Origin of the sequence: Shewanella eurypsychrophilus, from assembly GCF_007004545.3 — a bacterium.
Taxonomy (GTDB): Bacteria; Pseudomonadota; Gammaproteobacteria; order Enterobacterales; family Shewanellaceae; genus Shewanella; species Shewanella eurypsychrophilus.
Genome location: NZ_CP045503.2, coordinates 1,235,641 through 1,253,651, shown reverse-complemented (window position 1 = coordinate 1,253,651; position 18,011 = coordinate 1,235,641). Strand labels below are relative to the sequence as shown.

The 18,011-nt window shown below is 45.4% G+C and carries 11 protein-coding genes and 1 riboswitch; of the genes, 5 read left to right on the top strand and 6 right to left on the bottom strand.

The features are described from left to right. Positions 1-182: 182 nt before the first annotated feature. The 4 genes from FM038_RS05215 to FM038_RS05200 all read left to right on the top strand — a co-directional run bounded on the left by FM038_RS05215 (position 183) and on the right by FM038_RS05200 (position 3,213). A complete protein-coding gene (locus FM038_RS05215) occupies positions 183-623 on the top strand; it encodes a hypothetical protein (RefSeq protein WP_142872279.1) in 441 nt (146 codons plus the stop codon). A gap of 113 nt (positions 624-736) precedes the next feature. After that, positions 737-1,228, top strand: a complete 492-nt coding sequence (locus tag FM038_RS05210; protein ID WP_142872278.1) for a hypothetical protein — start codon at positions 737-739, stop codon at positions 1,226-1,228. A gap of 84 nt (positions 1,229-1,312) precedes the next feature. After that, a complete protein-coding gene (locus tag FM038_RS05205; RefSeq protein ID WP_142872277.1) occupies positions 1,313-2,773 on the top strand; it encodes a hypothetical protein in 1,461 nt (486 codons plus the stop codon). A gap of 71 nt (positions 2,774-2,844) precedes the next feature. After that, positions 2,845-3,213, top strand: a complete 369-nt coding sequence (locus tag FM038_RS05200) for a DUF1294 domain-containing protein (protein WP_142872276.1) — start codon at positions 2,845-2,847, stop codon at positions 3,211-3,213. A gap of 73 nt (positions 3,214-3,286) precedes the next feature. Here the strand turns inward: FM038_RS05200 and FM038_RS05195 are convergent, their stop codons facing one another. Next, the gene (locus FM038_RS05195; RefSeq protein WP_142872275.1) at positions 3,287-8,281 is read right to left on the bottom strand and encodes an Ig-like domain-containing protein; all 4,995 of its coding nucleotides are present in this window, start codon (positions 8,279-8,281) and stop codon (positions 3,287-3,289) included. A 291-nt stretch (positions 8,282-8,572) separates the two neighbouring features. On the opposite strand from FM038_RS05195, the gene FM038_RS05190 reads away from it, so the two are divergent. Beyond that, positions 8,573-9,043, top strand: coding sequence for a BamJ family beta-barrel-assembly machinery protein (locus tag FM038_RS05190; RefSeq protein WP_142872274.1), 471 nt, complete (start codon positions 8,573-8,575; stop codon positions 9,041-9,043). A gap of 70 nt (positions 9,044-9,113) precedes the next feature. Here FM038_RS05190 and FM038_RS05185 read toward each other — a convergent pair whose 3' ends face one another. The 5 genes from FM038_RS05185 to FM038_RS05165 form a co-directional block, all read right to left on the bottom strand. Beyond that, the gene (locus FM038_RS05185; protein ID WP_142872273.1) at positions 9,114-10,814 is read right to left on the bottom strand and encodes a glycoside hydrolase family 19 protein; all 1,701 of its coding nucleotides are present in this window, start codon (positions 10,812-10,814) and stop codon (positions 9,114-9,116) included. A 144-nt stretch (positions 10,815-10,958) separates the two neighbouring features. Further along, entirely contained in the window at positions 10,959-13,550 is a 2,592-nt protein-coding gene (locus FM038_RS05180) for a glycosyl hydrolase family 18 protein (protein WP_142872272.1), read from the bottom strand. A gap of 147 nt (positions 13,551-13,697) precedes the next feature. Further along, positions 13,698-13,817: riboswitch (cyclic di-GMP riboswitch) on the bottom strand. 368 nt (positions 13,818-14,185) lie between these two features. Then, complete coding sequence (locus FM038_RS05175; RefSeq protein WP_142872271.1) at positions 14,186-15,403, bottom strand: M24 family metallopeptidase; 1,218 nt, start codon at positions 15,401-15,403, stop codon at positions 14,186-14,188. Positions 15,404-15,899: 496 nt separating this feature from the next. Beyond that, on the bottom strand, positions 15,900-16,676 hold the full coding sequence (locus FM038_RS05170) for an ROK family protein (RefSeq protein WP_142872270.1): 777 nt from the start codon (positions 16,674-16,676) through the stop codon (positions 15,900-15,902). Between the two features lie 81 nt (positions 16,677-16,757). After that, positions 16,758-17,969 carry an MFS transporter gene (locus tag FM038_RS05165; protein WP_142872269.1) on the bottom strand — a complete coding sequence of 404 codons (1,212 nt, stop codon included), beginning with the start codon at positions 17,967-17,969 and terminating at the stop codon, positions 16,758-16,760. Between the last annotated feature and the right edge of the window lie 42 nt (positions 17,970-18,011).

Below are 18,011 nucleotides of genomic sequence, written 5' to 3'. Positions count from 1 at the left end.
AATCACTGCAATTGGAAATAGCCAATTGAAACATTTGCCTATTCCTAATAAGAGCTTGGACTATAGCAGCAGAACCAAAATACGACAACAAGCTGTCAAGTTTGACAGCCTGCTGTCAGATAAGCTAGGCTACGGACATTGACAATACACTGTCACAATCAAGAGCAGCCTGAGGTTAACCAATGAAACTTAAAATTCATCTTATTGCAGCGATTCTAGCTAGCCTATGTATCACAACGTTCTTCACTGCTAGTTTATTGAGTGAACTGTTAGGTAGTTTGCAGCTAGTGACTCAGATAAAAGCCAGTATTTTGTTTCCAGGCCTATTTATATTAATTCCTGCGATGGCAATAACAGGTATCACCGGAAACCTGTTAGCGAAAGGGAAAAACAATAAATTGATTAGGCAGAAGCAGTTTAGGATGAAACTCATTGCTGCAAATGGCTTACTCATCTTGCTTCCCAGCGCCATAGTTTTGAGCCGCTGGGCCCAAGCTGGGCAATTTGATACTGACTTCTATCTACTACAAGCTCTTGAACTTATTGCTGGCGGCTGCAACCTGTTTTTACTTGGACAGAACGCCCTTGCAGGTCGAAAACTATCGGCTATAAAACCTAATTAGATTCAGATCAGTTAAATTGCTTAAAGTTTGACTTATGCCATAGAAGCAACCGCTTATAACCTGTATTGTAAATGCATATTATTAGCGTTAGCAGCTTTGGATAAACATAGATTATGGAACAACATCACTATTTTGTTATTGCTAGAGCCATCCATGTTTTAGGGGTTGTGCTTTGGATTGGAGGCGTGGCGTTTGTTACCACCATTCTACTGCCTGCAATCAAGCAGCTCACCTCACCAGAGAAACGACTCGCACTTTTTGAGCAGTTAGAGAGTAAGTTCTCTTTTCAAGCTAAGTTCGTCACCTTAGCGACTGGGATCTCTGGCTATGTGATGTTAGAGATTATCAATGGTTGGGATCGCTACCTCTATCCACAGTTTTGGTGGATGCACCTAATGACATTAGTTTGGGGGATTTTTACCTTAGTCCTCTTTGTATTAGAACCCCTTTTCTTACATCAGTGGTTCCATAAAAAAGCAGCCCAAGATAGTGAAAAGACTTTCAGAATAGTCCACATCATGCACATTGTTTTGCTGAGTTTAAGCCTTATTGCCGTTGCAGGCGCAACGGTAGGATCACATGGTTATACTTTCATCTATGGATGAGCAAGGTTACAAATTAGGCCATTGACACCTTAGTTTACCTAGTTAACACTGGTAAAATTCAATGGCCTCAAGGATGCTAAACCAGTGAACAGACATAGATTTATCCTAACCTGTCTAACTAAAGTGGCGATATTAGCCTGCATATCGACTTCAGCCCAAGCTAAAACACTGGCGACTATTTTAGATTATCAACCTAGCTGCATCTCAGAGCGATTATCGCCATTAGCCATCGACGTTATTGCACAAGACTATGTGGACCCTGGCACAACAGAGGAGAGTATAGCTTTTAAGCAGGCACTGCAGGAGTTGCAGGCTCAAGCCTCACAACTGGGAGCGAATGCCATCGCCTTAACCAGTGTCAAAAATCATCTAATGCGTGCAACTAAGCAGCTTACAGTTAACTATACTAATTCGGTCAGCAAGCATGAGAAAACCAGCACTCGGCTTACGACTCACCTAGAAGCTGACCTATTCAAGCTTTGCCCCCATGATACTAGCCTCACCAGCAAGCGAACAAAATTTAACTCTCAAGGTTACCCAATACAAAGTTTTAGCTATGCCTATACCATGGCACTACCAATCGATCAGTCTCCGGCAAGTTTAGCCAAAAACATCATAGTGCCAGCTGCAGAGATATCTTTGGCATCAGGTGCATACGGCATAACATTAGGTATGCAGGCCGAGCAAGTTAGCGCTTATCTTGGGCCTCCTAGTATAGAAATTGGCTTAGAGAGTAATAAGTCGGCATGGGGATATGGTCGTTCCCATTGGTTTATATTCTCAGACAATCAATTAATCGAAATCAAAAGCCATGCCGCATTCATTACCGCTTATGGCCGCAACCTTATCGAACCCAGAGATGGATTCGATGATGTTAGCTGGAAAGTTAATGGCACAGTAGCTCAAAAAACAGATATGGATACTGCAAGTAAACTCCTGCCTAAGGCAAAAAAGTTAACCCGTAATAACACGCTCAAGTTATCCAATGTAGACTCACAACTTCAATTAACTTTTGAGAAGTTTCACCCTAACAGTTTAGAGGAGCCTATTAGCCTACTCACTGAATATCGGTTACAAATCCAAGGTAATGTGAATAAAAAACAGCTTTACTCTGCTCACCTTCCCACGACTTCAGAACTGGGTAGATTAACTTCTCTCCTCAATATTAAGCGAGAGAGTAGCAAACCGAGCTTAAATCAATTGCAACATATTTACCCAGCAATGAGTCGCTTGAACATCTCCGGTTCTGGCGTGTGGTGGCTGATAGGAAATCACATACAAGTTCAGTTTCAGGATGATAAACTGACTAAATTACGTGTATCGCCCCCAGTGTTTGTACAAGAGGATACGCTTGCTAGCTACCTATCATCGATTGAGAGTTTAGGTTTACCAACAGATAAACAATCGTTCCTAAAGCAATACACAGACGCCAGTGATAACTTCGATATGGTGGACCTATATCGCGATGACTTTGCTTTAGTGGCAAAATACGAAACCGATGAGGAAGATGCACAGATGTATGAATTAGAGATAGAGTATTTCTGATAAACTCAACACTTTGATTTAAGTAATTGATTTAACTAACTAATTTAATTAACTAATTTAAGTAACCCCCCATGAATTCAAGAATTAAAATTGGCGGTACACTACTCTTTTTAGTGTTAGTCACTGCGGGTGTGATCTCAGAAAGGCTGCCCTTGTTTGTCATTGTGACTTACCTAAGCATCAGTATCATAACTTATATTGCTTATGCTAGAGATAAGTCTGCCGCGCGAAATGGTCAGTGGAGAATCAAGGAGAGCACCTTGCATCTGCTGTCCCTTTGTTGTGGCTGGCCAGGCGCTGTGATCGCTCAGCAATATTTAAGACATAAATCGCAAAAATTAAGCTTTAGAGTGGGTTTATGGTGCATGATAGTCCTAAATACCGCAGGTTTAGGCTGGTCTATATCCCCTCAAGGACAAGCATACCTCCCAATATTTTAAAGACTATCTTTTGCAAAAAGAAAAGGCGCCCTAGGCGCCTTCTTCATGATAGCTCTTGTCATCACCAGTAAAATTAGTTCACCGTGACATTGGCTGAGCCAGACTCTCCATCGAACGTTGCTGTAACTACAGCCGAGCCAGCTTTATGACCACTAATAATATCTTTTCTACCCGTAGCCACATTAGAATCAGTGCTACTCCATTCAACGTAGTCAGCATAATTGAGTGAAGTCCCATCGGCAAAGGTCACCCATACTTCGACACTCTGATAACCTCCAACAGCTAGACTGATGTCAGCAGGCTTAACTTCCACGGAGACCGCATAATTCTCCTCTACCGATAACAAGCGTGAATCACTTTGACCTTGGTATGTCGCGCTAATTGTCGCCGAAGTGCCTATCGTGAGCCCAACTGCCTCGCCAGGAATCGAGTGAAACATCTCAGCATTCTGTGGGCTATCGCTCTTCCAACTCGCATCTAAGGTTACATCAACGCTGGTATCATCAGAAAAATAGGCCGTAGCCGTGAACTGGACTGGGACTTGAGCATAAATCACATCTATCTTCGGTGTGATCTCAATCCACTCGAGTACAGCGGGTGTTACAGTTGTAGACACTGTACTGCTCGACTTATCAAACTCAGCCGTTATTTGGCTACTGCCTACCGAGTTAGCAGTTCCCATGCCTCCATTATAACCAGTCGTCACCATATGGATCACGTCAGTATTGCTCGAAGACCAGGTCGCCTTATCGGTCACATCGACTTCAGCATAGTTATACATAGTCGCAGTCGCCTTATAGCGTCCTTTTGTACCGACTGGGGCTTCTAAATTTTTAGGCGTCACCTTAAGGCTTATTACTTCACTATCTATGACATTTAACCGCCCCTCGCCACGGAATTCCTGAAAGTCAGCGTATACGGCAGACTCCCCCACCTCAATCCCAGTAACAAGTCCTGTGGAGTTGATGGATATCTTATTTCGGTCTCCAACAGACCATAAGCTCTGAGCTGTGACATCCTTGCGAATAATGTTGCCGCTACTATCTTGGTATGCCGCTAAAGCCTGCATTTGCGCAGTCTCATTAACAATTACATGACTATCGGCAGGTTCAACATCGACTCCTAGGTACTCAAGATCAGTCACCACAACTTCGGCGCTATCTGTTTTTCCTTGTAGTACAGCGCTAACATTGGTGACCCCATGCATATCGCCTGTGACTTGGCCTGCTGCAGGCCCACTCGGCACCACATGCGCAATACTGTCATCACCTATTGTCCAGGTAGAGCTGGTGGTGAGGTCCATTGAAAAACCATCGCTATAATACGCCATGGCAACATATTGCTGGATCTCGTTGATATTCACCTTAGATGTCACAGGTGTTACCTGTATCTCTACCAGAACCGACTCGCCTACATAGAGATTAGTCTCAGCTGTTAAGCCTTTATATGTGGCCTTAATGACAGTTTTATATTCACCACCGATTGTCGTTTGCGCTAAGCCATCCATATCTATGGTAGCGGCATTGAGGTTTGAACTCTGCCAACTTGATTCTAGAGTCACCTCTTTACTGGTGCCATCAGAGAAACGGGCAAACGCTTGATAAGCTTGATTAAGGCCAGAAGCAACTGTCTTATTTTCCGGAGAGATGGTCAGTTCAAGTACTTCGGCTGCTGTTACTTCAACATTAGCGGTTGAACTCATGCCATTAAACTGAGCCTTAATCTGAGTATTCCCAGCGGTTAATGCACTGGCAAAGCCACCAGCGACACTGCCAGTTCCAATATGAACAATATCTTCATTTAAACTAGTCCAGCTAGCGACTTTAGTGATCTCCTCTGAGTGGTTATCCGAATAAAAGGCCCATGCTTCAAATTGCCCCTCTGTTGCAACGGGTACTTTGACATTGGCTGGGGTCACTTGAATAAAGCTTAATTCAGCATCGGTAACCGTTAACTTTGCAGTAGCGGTAAAGCCAATATACTTGGCCGTCACGGTCACTTTTCCAGCGGTGTAGCTAGTCGCTAATCCCTTTCGATCTAGTGTGGCAATGCTAGGTTCAGAGCTCTGCCAATTTGAAAAGTGGGTTAAGTCCTTATTGCTACCATCGGAAAATATGCCTGTCGCTTGATAAGTCTGGGTAAGACCCGCGGCAACAGTGGCCGATACAGGACTGACAACATAACTCTCTAGCACCACATCGGTCACTGATACCTCGACCGAATCAGCTAGTGTCTCAAAGCTCGCTTGCACCTGAGTGCCACCAACGCCAATCGCCTCGGCAAAACCTCCTGTAACACCAGTCGCTATGATATTCACAATTGAACTGTCAACTGCAGACCAAGTCGCCAACTGAGTTACATCACTACTATGACCATCTGAGTAGAATGCCATCGCAATATATTGGCCACTAGTGCCTAATGGCACAGATTCATTCGCTGGAGTCACTTGAAGCCCAGTCAGACTTGCATCGGTTACATCCAGAGTCGCCTTAGCACTAAAACCTATGTAGCTGGCTTTAACCTGAGTGGTGCCATCGATATAAGTTTGTGCCAGCCCGAACCGATTTACACTTGCCACAGAGCCTTCACTAGACTGCCAGTTGGAGACCTTGGTCAGGTCTCGATTTGAGCCATCAGAAAATATCCCTGTAAATTGATACTGCTGGCTATTACCCGCTGCAACAGATGAATGAACAGGAGAAAGCGTCACAGACTCCAAAATAGCGTCTGTCACCACGAATGCAGCACTGGCTTGCAACCCATCGAAATTGGCAGTGATACTCGTATCCCCAGCACTCAAGGCATGGGCTAAACCCGCATCGATGCCAAATGACACGACCTCTACGATACTTGAACCATCTGATGACCAAGTCGACACTTGGGTTACATCACTAGAATGACCATCCGAGTAAAAAGCGGTAGCAATTAACTGCTGCTTCTCTCCTACTGGTAATTGATTCTGTATCGGCGTCACTTGCAGGCTTTCAATAACAGCATCTGTCACTATCAGTGCTGCTTTAGCTTGAGCTCCTAAATATGAAGCCAATATCGCTGTCCAGCCAGGAACTAAACCTAAGGCATTTCCTTTACCATCAATAACTGCAATATTTGAGCTTTCAACCTGCCAATCGGCAAACTCAGTCACCTCTTTACTACTGCCATCTGAAAATATGCCCGTCAAATTATATTGCTGGGTATTTCCTGCCGATATACTTGCCGTTAATGGAGAGAGAATTAATTTTTCAAGCACTGCATTTGTGACTGTTGCTGAAGTCGAGTCTGATATCGAACTAGCAGTTGATTGTACACTAGAGCTTGATGGAGCAAGCTGACCAGATGATGCCTTAAAACCTGCATAGGTAGCTTGGATAACTGTAGTGCCAACATCATTTGCTGTTGCATAACCTCCGTTTATGCCTGAGGTCACTATACTGACAATATTCGAATTCGCAGAGCTCCATGTTGCAATGGAAGTGACATCTTGAGTATGACCGTCGGTGTAATTAGCGATTGCGCTATATTGACCACGCGTACCTTGAGGTTTTCGCAGGTTCTTGGGCGTCACTTGTAAGCCTGAAACAGCAGCATCAGTCACCGTCAAAGTGGTCGTCTGCTTAAGCCCCATATAATCTATGCTTATCTCTGTTACGCCTACAGCTTTGGCATGTGCTACCCCAGCTTTAGCACCGCTAATACCAATATTCGCCACCGAGAGTTCACTACTCTGCCAATAACCCAATAAGGTGATATCGTGAACACTTGCATCGGAAAACCTTGCTCTGGACGTGTACTTAACTTGCGTTCCAGCAGGAGTAATATAATCCAGCGGAGTGAGTTCTATACTTTCAATAACAGCATCGGTGACTTCGGCATTAACGACTCCACTCAAGCCTTCAAATGCCGCCGTCACAGTCAAAGTACCAGCAGAGACAGCCGTAGCATGCCCTGCCATTTCACCTGACTCGACAATCACAGCAATGCTTTTATCATCAACTGACCATATTGCGTCATGGGTGACATCGGCAGTACTACCATCAGAATAGTAGGCCGTAGCACTGTAATCACCTTGTGTACCTATAGGTTTAACAAGGTTATCAGGGCTGACCACCAGCTGAGTCATAACACTTTGGGTAACTGTGGCAGAGGTCGAATCAGACACATTCACATCGGCAAAAATTAAGCTGGCTGACACTTGGGTCACACCCACTTCTAAACCTAATAAACGCGCCTCAGAATTCATACTGGCCACAGCCGTTACACTGCTTTGCCAACTAGATTGAGCGGTTACATCCATGCTCAGACCATCTTCAAAAATCAGATCGGCACGATATTGCTGTCCGGTTCCAACCGGAAAGCTGACATCCACAGGACTAATAACAAGTTTTTCGACTGCTGAATCGAGTACGACTAATTGAGCTTGTGCAGTCATGCTGGCGTAACTGCCAAGCACTTGTGTGGTACCTGGCATTACACCTGTGGCTAGACCTTTAGTTAATTCCTCATTGGAAATCGTTGCGACAGTTGGCTCAGATGTACTCCAATCAGTGTAGCGGGTTACATCTTGTTTGTGGGAGTCGGCGAACAATGCCACCGCTTTAAACGCTTGAGTCAAACCCACTAAGGTTTCGGCTTGACCTGGTTCAATCGTCAAAGAGGTAATAGCCGCATCAGTGACATTAAGAATTGCACTATCGCTGACTTCAGGGCCCGCTTGGCTTGCTACAAGTGTCGCAATAATCTCTGTCATGCCTACAGTTTCAGCACTCGCAATTCCACCGGCTGTAATTGAAGCTATTTTTGGCGTGCTGCTTGACCAGGTAACCTCAGCGGTTACCTCTCTTTGCGTACCATCGCTGTATGTCGCTCGAGCCAAATACTGCTCATCAGTTGCTACCGCTAAGGTATTCAACTGCGGTGTTACTGTTAGCTCAACAGCATATGCGGGACAAGGGTCCCCCTCACCGCCACAACCACCGGTAGGAAAGCCATCATTATCGCCTCCACAGCCAGAAAGAAATACCAGAGTAATAAAAAGAAGGTAGCTATAGATGGAGTTGACATACTTCATCAGAATGAATCCTTATTCTGCAAAAGGAGGTGACATAAAGTCTAATAAATTGCGATTTGACCCGATTTAGCCAAATGGTACAACTATGAAATTTTAGTTTACAAACCAATTATTTGGTAAGCTAACAAGCAAGGGTATCACAGTTTGGTCTTGTGAATCATACCAGAATCGTTTAGAACTCAACCTAAGTATGGACTCCCGCCAAATACGTAATAAAACCTCAGTCACAATTTACCTCTACCAGCTGATTCGCTACTATAGAGAACAAATTCTAAGGGACAAATATACGCTATGAAAATGCTGCTTGCAGTTGTTGTGATCGCTGGGGTGATATTTTACTTTTTCACTTCGATGAATAATCAAAAAATATCTAAAGAAAATATTGCTATCGGCAATGCCTTTCTCGCCGAAAACAAAGCTAAAGAGGGCGTGATAGAAACCCTATCGGGTCTGCAATATCAAGTGCTAAACAAAGGCGACGGCACAGCTCATCCTAAAGCTAGCGATACCGTTACCGTTCATTATCACGGTACTCTGATCGATGGCACTGTATTCGATAGCTCGGTAGAGCGCGGTGAGCCAATTGACTTCCCATTAAACCGTGTCATTAAAGGTTGGACTGAGGGCGTGCAGTTGATGGTAACAGGAGAGAAGGTCCGCTTCTTTATTCCAAGTACTCTAGCTTATGGTAATAGCTCAACAGGAAAGATAGTTGGTGGTTCAGTACTTATTTTTGATGTTGAACTCATCAGCATAGATTAATCTCCTACGCAACCTCTACAAAATCAAAAACGCGCCTCAAGGGCGCGTTTTTACTTTCAAGAGCTTATGATTATCTGGCTATCCAGGCATCTTCCCAAGCGGCCCCGACTCCCGGCTCATAGGCCCATGCAGCTCCCGCACACCAAGCTGTATAGGGGAAAGGTTTACACTCATATAAACCACCAGCATTACTGACTATATCCCCCGCAATATAGGCGTAGCCCGCCTGATAAGGGTTTGTTCCATCTGGTGGAGTCTCGCCACTAACCTTAACCAAGACATTGTGAGAGTTAACAGCAGTCGCTCCCGCCTCATCTGTCACCGTGAGCATCACGGAGACACTCTCACTGCTACTTGGTGTTGGTAAGGTCAGCTCTAGAGTCACTAGATTAAGTGCCGGAGCCGTACTGCCAACAGGCAGTAGCCACTGGTAACTCAAAGCACCTCCCTCTGGATCACTAGACTCAGCAGCCGAGAGTGAGATAACAGCGCCGGCATCTCCCTCTGAGGGACCTTGGATCAGAACCTGCGGTGCTTGATTGACCGGATCCGTGGGATCCGTTGGTGTACCTGAGTCATCAATCACTATCTCCGGGAAGAAATGCTGGAGACACTGTACATAATCTCCACCTTTAAATGCACTATAACGCGTCTGATAACCAACCAGTTTACAAGAATAGCTCTTACCACCATTTGGGTTACCCGGGATATAGGACCAGTCCTGCTCCCAGTATATCTGCATGGCTCCTGCACCTTGACTGTCGAAGGGTTTCATATCTTTACAACCTAACTCCTCGTTCGCCTCAATGGGCACCCCCATATATTGCGCCAGCGCTTGATAGTATTCGATACGGTTGAGGGACTGAGGTTTTTCGCTGCCAGCGCCACACTCAATGCCGCCGTTAATGATATGGGTGGTTATCCCAAATCCTGCTTGTAAGCCGTTTTGCAGATCTCTGGCATTGGGCTGCCAGGTACCATCAATAACATGCAACATGGAAGCTTTAGGTGGCTGAGGGTAGGTGAAGAAAAATACTGCGCTGGCTAAGTTTAACCAGGTATCGGCGACCATTTCGGGATTATTCAACAGTGTTGTTACATCACCGAACATGGCATCAGAGAAGGGCCCATAGTTGTAATTATAAGATAGCTGCTTTGCCCCACGTCCAAAATAGCTCTTGTAGCTACCATCATCAAACGTACCACAAGGCCAAACTTGTCCCTGCCAGATGTCAGGATTACATTCCATATTGTAACCGCCACGCTTGGTTTCATCCCAACCAACTTCCCTCACCCAATATAAACCTTGTCGCCATTGAGGCTCAGTCATCCACTTATCATGGGCACCAGTTTCTTGGGCAAAATGAGCAAACATAGTCGCTAACGATTTACGACATATTGCTTCTGCATCACGGGCATCCGTGTAAGAGCCACATAAAGCTGGAAACTTAGCCGCGGATTGTAACAAGCCAAGGTAAGTGTATTCGGCAGCTCGAACCGGAAACAGAAATTCAAATTGCGCTTCACTTAATACAGATTCGAGGCGTCTGACATTGTCTGGATTATTAGCGTTTAACGGTGTGATAACTTCGACGATAGCGTTATCTCTGGTCGCTATGGATGACTTAACCGCCCGCATCAAGGGAGAATCAGTCAACTCCGCTTCTTTAGCGTCAATCTCGGCTTGGGTGAAATGTACAGGTTCGACAGCTAACAGGGGAAATGCCATGACAGATGTTAGGATAGAAATGGCTAATTGATGATGCTTCATTAGAAACTCTCTTAACACCTAAATATAGACACACGCGCAAGATAGATAATGATTAACCTAGCTCAAATGCCTGATCTGATATTTAGGTATGTTCAAAGGAAAAAGAGGGGGATTGCTCCCCCTTATGAGAATAAGAACGACGACTTAATTGGTTGTAACACCAAGATCATTCCAAACATCGGCAACGCCAGGCTCTTCACCCTTAGTCCACCATTTAGCCTGCCAAGTATGTCCATTATGAGTTGTCTGCTCGCCGCCGTTATAGGCCACTCCCGCATTCCATCCCATTTCAACATTACTCTGCAGCGCCCATTGACCCTCCGTCACTGTTGGCTCATTACCTTGAGTCCAGTATTTCGCTTTCCAAACTAGACAGTTATGGCTCACTGTATCGCCGCCATTGTAGATAGTGCCTGTGTCCCATGGAGTATGGTTACCCGCATCTGGGTCAGTTGAGTCACAACCGCCAGTCGTTGGCGCTTTCACTGTGAGTAGTGTTTGCGCTGAGGCATCCAGTGCGCCATCGGATACTAAGACGCTTAATGTATAAACAGTGTCTTCTGTCACTGCAGGTGCTGTCACCACCAAGGTGTTTGATGATTGCCCAGTTGCCGTTAAGCCAGCAGGCACAGTCCAACTATAAGTAAGACTGTCACCATCGGCATCGCTGGCGGTAGCAAGAACACTGACTTGATTAGCTGAATCCACCGATACACTAGCATCAAGCGAGACCTCTGGCGCTCGGTTAGCTTGAGGGGCCATATTTGTCACGGAAGTCGTCGCCGAAGCAGATAAGCCTTCAGGATCTGTGACCATAAGTGAGAAACCATAAACCACATCGGCTTCGGTAGCATTAAGACTGAAGCCAGCCTGGGCCATATCGGCATTGACTAAGGTCACTGCTGGGCCTGATGTTTGACTCCAAACATAAGTGAGCATTAGCCCTTCAGGATCTCGTGATAATCCGCCATCGAGTACTATGTCACTCGGACCAGTGACACTTTGTGTACTCCCCGCATTAGCGATAGGCGCCTTGTTAGCCGGAGGGGTAGTGCCTTCTCCATGCCCGAGTCCTTCGTGCATGGCATTAAGGATGTCACCATTATCTGAATCTATCTCCCAGGCAAACAACCCACCTAGCTGATTAGCCGTAACATACTGACCCTTAGCCTTCACCGAGCGAGCATCATCGAAGGTGATCAAGTCACCGGTAGATGGCTTAAATACATAGGGAGCCTCGGCAACCTCATCATAGTGATATTGCCATTCGCCAGCCATATACTCATTCACAATTTGACGGTAATCGACCACACCATCTTCCCAAGTACCTTTAACCTTACCCGTTGCCGTTCCCGTGAATGGATTGCCATCTTGATAACCTGTTACTCCTGTCCAGCCTCGACCATACATGGCTGCACCGACAACTATCTTCTCAGGAGTCACACCTTGGGCAAGTAGCGCATTCACGCCGATTTGAGTGGTATTCTTGGTATCTGGTTTCCAGCTCGCAGCATAAAGCGCAGCTTGATGGTTAAGATCTGTGTTTGACCATCCGCCGTAAAAGTCATAGCTCATCAAGAAGATGTTATCCATGTACTGCTGAGCGTCCTGATAATCCACTAGGGCAATCTTCTCTGCGCCAGCACTGATAGCTGATGTGAGTTCATAGGTTCTACCCGTTTCTGCGCTCAGTTCATCTAGCATAGCCCTAAGCTCTTTTATCAAGAGCACATAGGTTTGACCATCGGTCGCGGGATCGCCAAGATTTGGGTTCGCGCCGTTACCACCAGGAAATTCCCAGTCGATATCCACACCATCGAAAAACTTCCAGGTCTGTAAAAACTCTTTCACCGAAGCCACGAAACGGTCACGCTTAACTTTATCGCCTAAGAAATAGAAAGGATCTGACAGTGTCCAGCCACCCACCGAGGGTAATATTTTAAGATCGGGCTGAGCTTGTTTCAGCGCCATCAACTGACCGAAATTGCCCTTATAGGGATCGGAGAATTCACTAACCCCCGCTTGTGGCATCTGCACTGCTGCCCATGGATCATGTATTGCCACCTTGAAGTCTTCGCGGCCACTACAGGCACGTTGCAAGGCCTGGAAACTGCCTTCAATTTCCTTCAAACTGTCATTGATACCATCGCCGCCACAGATGGGGGTGAAGCCATATAAAATATGGGTAAGGTTTTGTGCTGGCACTTTATCGACAGGAAACTTGCGACCATAAACGCCCCACTCGACAAAATAACTGCCTACCACCTTGCCAGACTTGTTAGCGTAAGGTTTGTTGTTTTCCCCAAGCTGAGTCTCTAAGGGCAATAAGTGACTACCATCGGTATCGGCGACGATGATCTCTTTTGCATCACTGAGCGTACATCCCTCAGCATTACATAGCTGGATCTGCATCTGATAGCGACCACCTTGATTAACACTAAATGTCGCGGCGCCCGACGCCGTAGAAGTGCCCGACCAGACCTCTACTCCGTCAAATAACACCTTAGCCGTCTCACCCAGTTCACCTGACCACAAGTTCCAGCTAACTGACACCTCTGCAGCATCTTTAACGGTAACGAGTTGATTGTAAGCGGTGGCAGATTGATTAACTTCGATAATAGAAAAATTGGTTTCGCCCCAACCGATAGTTGGTTTACCAGGGACCGATGCGTATGCCGATGAGGCGAACACACTTGCCACGACGAGTGCGGCAGATGAGATTTTAGTGTTAAACATAGGGTGTCCTTATTGTTTTTTATTTTTAAAATAATCAATAAGGCAAACAAAGCGTGAACAGGATACAAACCTATTCTTAATACCATAGATACTAATGGTAGCGACCTTTTCGGCTCTTGATACCATCACATCACACGAAGAAATTCCTGAAACATCCCCGCTATCTTAGGTACTGCGATAACACTGAAAATGCGACCTTTTCAATACTATCCCCTTAGACCGGTGGCTTTGCGTCCCAACCTTTCGATTGGTTTGCCTTTCATTCAAAATTTACACAGAGCAATGACAACGCTGTCATCACTTATTTAGCATAGACTTAAGTTGCACAAAAATGCAACTCCTAGTTTTACATTAACGCAAAGCAATGATTATTAATGGTTTAAACAGTTAACAATCTAACGTTTGGCAAGATTTTAAGAAGGGGAATATATCTAAACAGGAATATTTCACTAAATACGATTTGAGGAAAGATATCTAAAACTGACAATAAATTGAATGAAGTAACATAAGAAAAATGAGTTTTAGGATAAAAACAAAGAAAAAAGCGGGATCACTCTAGGCAATACCCACTCTCTATTTTTTGCTTCTAATGACTAGATTCTAGCGACTCGTAACTCTCGGCTAGAGACCTAAATTCAAGCTTCATATCCAAAAGGATCATCGATGGAAAACATTGGCTTGGTGAACCACACAGGTCCGTCATTTGTCATATAGAAATGATCTTCATGACGCACGCCAAACTCACCAGGTACACACAACATTGGTTCGTTACTGAAACACATGCCTGCAGCCAGAGGCGTATGATCGTTAAGGACTAAATAAGGCCATTCATGAATGTCTAAGCCGACACCATGACCAGTTCTATGTGGCAAGCCCGGTACATCGTAGCCAGGGCCAAAACCTGCGGCTTCAAGCAAATCACGGGCCGCTCTATCGACACTAGCACAGGTTGCACCAATCTGAGCCGCATCGAATGCTGCAATCTGAGCATCTTGCTCATGTTGCCAAATCTCACGCTGACGATCGCTCGGTTTACCGAACACAAAGGTACGGGTGATATCTGAGTTGTAACCTTGCAGCTGACAACCAGTATCAATCAGAACCGTATCATTAAGATCTAGCGCTTTAGGCGACTTAACACCATGGGGATAGGCACTGTCTTCACCGAATAACACGATACAGAAATAGGAACCAGCAGGTGCACCCACGGCTTTATGGGCATCATTGATAAAAGCTTCTATTTCACCGACTGTGATCCCTTCTCGCAAGATACGCGCCGCTGCTTTATGTACCTCAAGAGTCATATCTTTAGCGCGTTGCAATAAGCTCAGTTCGGTATCAGATTTGATCATCCGGCAACCGGCTGTCACAGGCTTAGCATTAACATAATCAAACTGGTCATGTGCCAGACGGACACCATCGAAGATAAAGAAGGCCGCAGACTCATCGATACCCACTTTGCCACTATCTATGCCCATCTGCTTGAGCACCTCACCGAACAGGGCAAAAGGACTCTCATCTTCTTGCCAGGTATTCACCTTACCTTCGATAACCATATAACCTAATAGCGTATCGACTTCGAATGCCGGCGCGATATATTCCAACTCGCCATCGGCTGGAATGATGGCGCCAACCATACGCTCACTGGCGTACCAGCGTGTACCCGTATAGTAATACAAGTTAGTTCCAGCATTGATATAGATGGCTTCAAGTCCCTGGGCCTTCATCAGTTCCTGGGCCTTCTCAATACGAATACGATATTCACTCTCGGAGATAGGCTTAGTGCCCTTGGTCATATCACTCAGTTTTGCTAGCTCTTGCACTGCGGTTGAACCGCCCACACCTAAGGTCATAGGGTTACCCTTTATATTTTTAATCTAACACTCGAAGCGTAACGCTTTGCCAGATTTTATGCCTTGTTCGGCTCCGTTACTTCATTAATAAATGAAGCAAGATGCCGATACAGAAATTAGAGCTACTTTTTAGCATAAAATATACAAAGGGTCAGTAGAAATATTTTCAGAATAATTGAAATTTGCAGCAGAACATAGGAATGAAATGAGCTGTGTCGCACAGTTCATCAAGCAGAGGTAACCTATATTATTTTATCAATGAGCACTTTCAATCCTCTGCAGACCAGTGTTTCCATATCATCGACACGGGCTACCTTTGCTTTTTTACAATGAGAAGTGCTGTTGGTCATATCGATTAAATAGCTAAGCCTGCTTATCCAACAACACTTTCAATCCTCGGCAGACCAGCGTTTCCATATCATCGACACGGGCTACCTTTGCTTTTTACAATGAGAGTGCTGTTGGTCATATCGATTAAATAGTTAAGCCTGCCTATCTAGACCTGCTTATCCAACAACACTTTCAATCCTCGGCAGACCAGTGTTTCCATATCATCGACACGGGCTACCTTTGCTTCTGATAGCGGTGCTGTCAGTGCCATGTCATTGAGTGAACTGATACACCCCTTGTAGTAATCAGCATTATTCATCATGCCACCAGCCAACCAAATACGATCAGGGTTAAACAGATTCACCGACCAAGCGAGCCCCATACCGAGATAACGACCGGCACGATGAAGATCTTTCGAACTTTTCAGTTCACGGATTCGAATGGAGTCACCACTAGCAAGCTGCTCTAGGCTAAACTCACCAGATTCGGTCATCACCCGGCAGTGGCCTAGCTCGCCGGCGAACCCCGTCGTTCCTGAGAACATTTTGCCATTAATTGATATCGCCATACCAATGCCGGTACCACACATTATCAGTAACTCACAATCAAGCTTGGGATCTAAAACGGCCTGCATACCTGCATCGATATCATTACTCAGTAAGATAGTCTTAGCCTGAGAATGCAGATCTTCACGTGAAAAGCCATTTAAGCAAGGCAGTGATTTACTCGAAATTAATTGACTGTTTTTTACCAATCCTGGCACGGCAATGGCAAGCTTGTAGTCAACGAGTCCATAATCGGCTTCAAGCTCTGACAGCTGTTGATTTAAGCTTTCAATCCCAAAACCTACACCGGTTGGGATCTTATATTGCTCAACTCTGTCTCCTAGATGCATCTCAAACAATGCCTTAGAACCACCTATATCGACCGTAATCGTTTGCATCTATTGCTCCATTTAAATTCGTATTGTTTGAATTTTTATGAGCAAAATATTAACATATTATCACCTAGGCTAAGGCATAAGTTATTCACTCACTTTGCTGCCTAAGATTTTACTTTTATTGAATTTCCACCAAGCGATCAAGATCAACTGAATCCCGATAAACGGAATGCAGATAACGAGTAACACTTGCCAGCCAAGTTGATGAATGACCCAACCAGCACTGAGAGAGGCTATCGCTTGAGAGCCAAATACTAAGGTGTCATTAAACGCCTGAACCTTAAAACGCTCATTGGGGCGATAACAACGGGGCAGCAACACAGTACCTCCCACGAATAGCAGATTCCAGCCCAAGCCAAGTAATACCAGTGCGGCCCAATAGTTGAGTACATCATTGCCCATCAAGGCAGTTACTATGGTCACGAAATAGGCCAGTAAACCTGTAAGCATCATCCTAGACACTCCCAATTTTTCCACTAGATAACCGGTAAACAGAGACGGCAGATACATGGCGATAATATGACTCTGAATCACCCATTTAGTATCCGCTAAGGAGTGGTGCTCTATATGATGCATATGCAGTGGCGTGGCCGTCATCACGAAACTCATCATGGCAAACCCTATCATGGCCCCAGCAATCGCGACCCAGATCTGCTCCTGATTCAATATGAGCCTTAATGGCCTCGTATCACCCTGAGCCTCATTACGAGTTTGAGATGAGGCAGGTTTATCTTCTCGATAAAAACTCAGTGTCACCCCGGCAAGCAGACTCACCATAGTCAGAAACAGAAAAGCCCCGACATATGGAGTCTCGACGAGATCCCCACCTAGTACCGCCAGCTCAGGCCCTAGAAATGCTGCAACCAAACCGCCCAACAAGACTCTCGATGTCGCCTTAGCACCCAATTCAGGCGCCACCGACTCCATCGCTGCGAAGCGGTATTGTTGGATAATCGCGCCAGCAGAACCCAGAAGAGTGCCGCTGAAACAAAAAAGTATAAAATTGTGTTCCTGAGCCGCATAGGCCGCAACCAACCCAGCCACTCCCGCCAGTACCGATCCACCAATAAACACTTTCTTTCGACCAAAACGGCGCATTAATTGAGTCACAGGTAAAATTGAGATGGCAACACCGACCACCATAGATGCTATGGGCAGAGTCGCTAAAATGGGGCTAGGAGCGAGTTCGGCACCGATGATCCCGCCCAGTAACATCATCATAGGTGCGGCGCTCATGGCAAAAGCCTGCGCTAAGGTAAGCACCCACACATTAAACGGCATTCTTGCTGTTTCCATTATTTCATTCCGTTAAAGCAAACATTGATACTGATTAGCAGC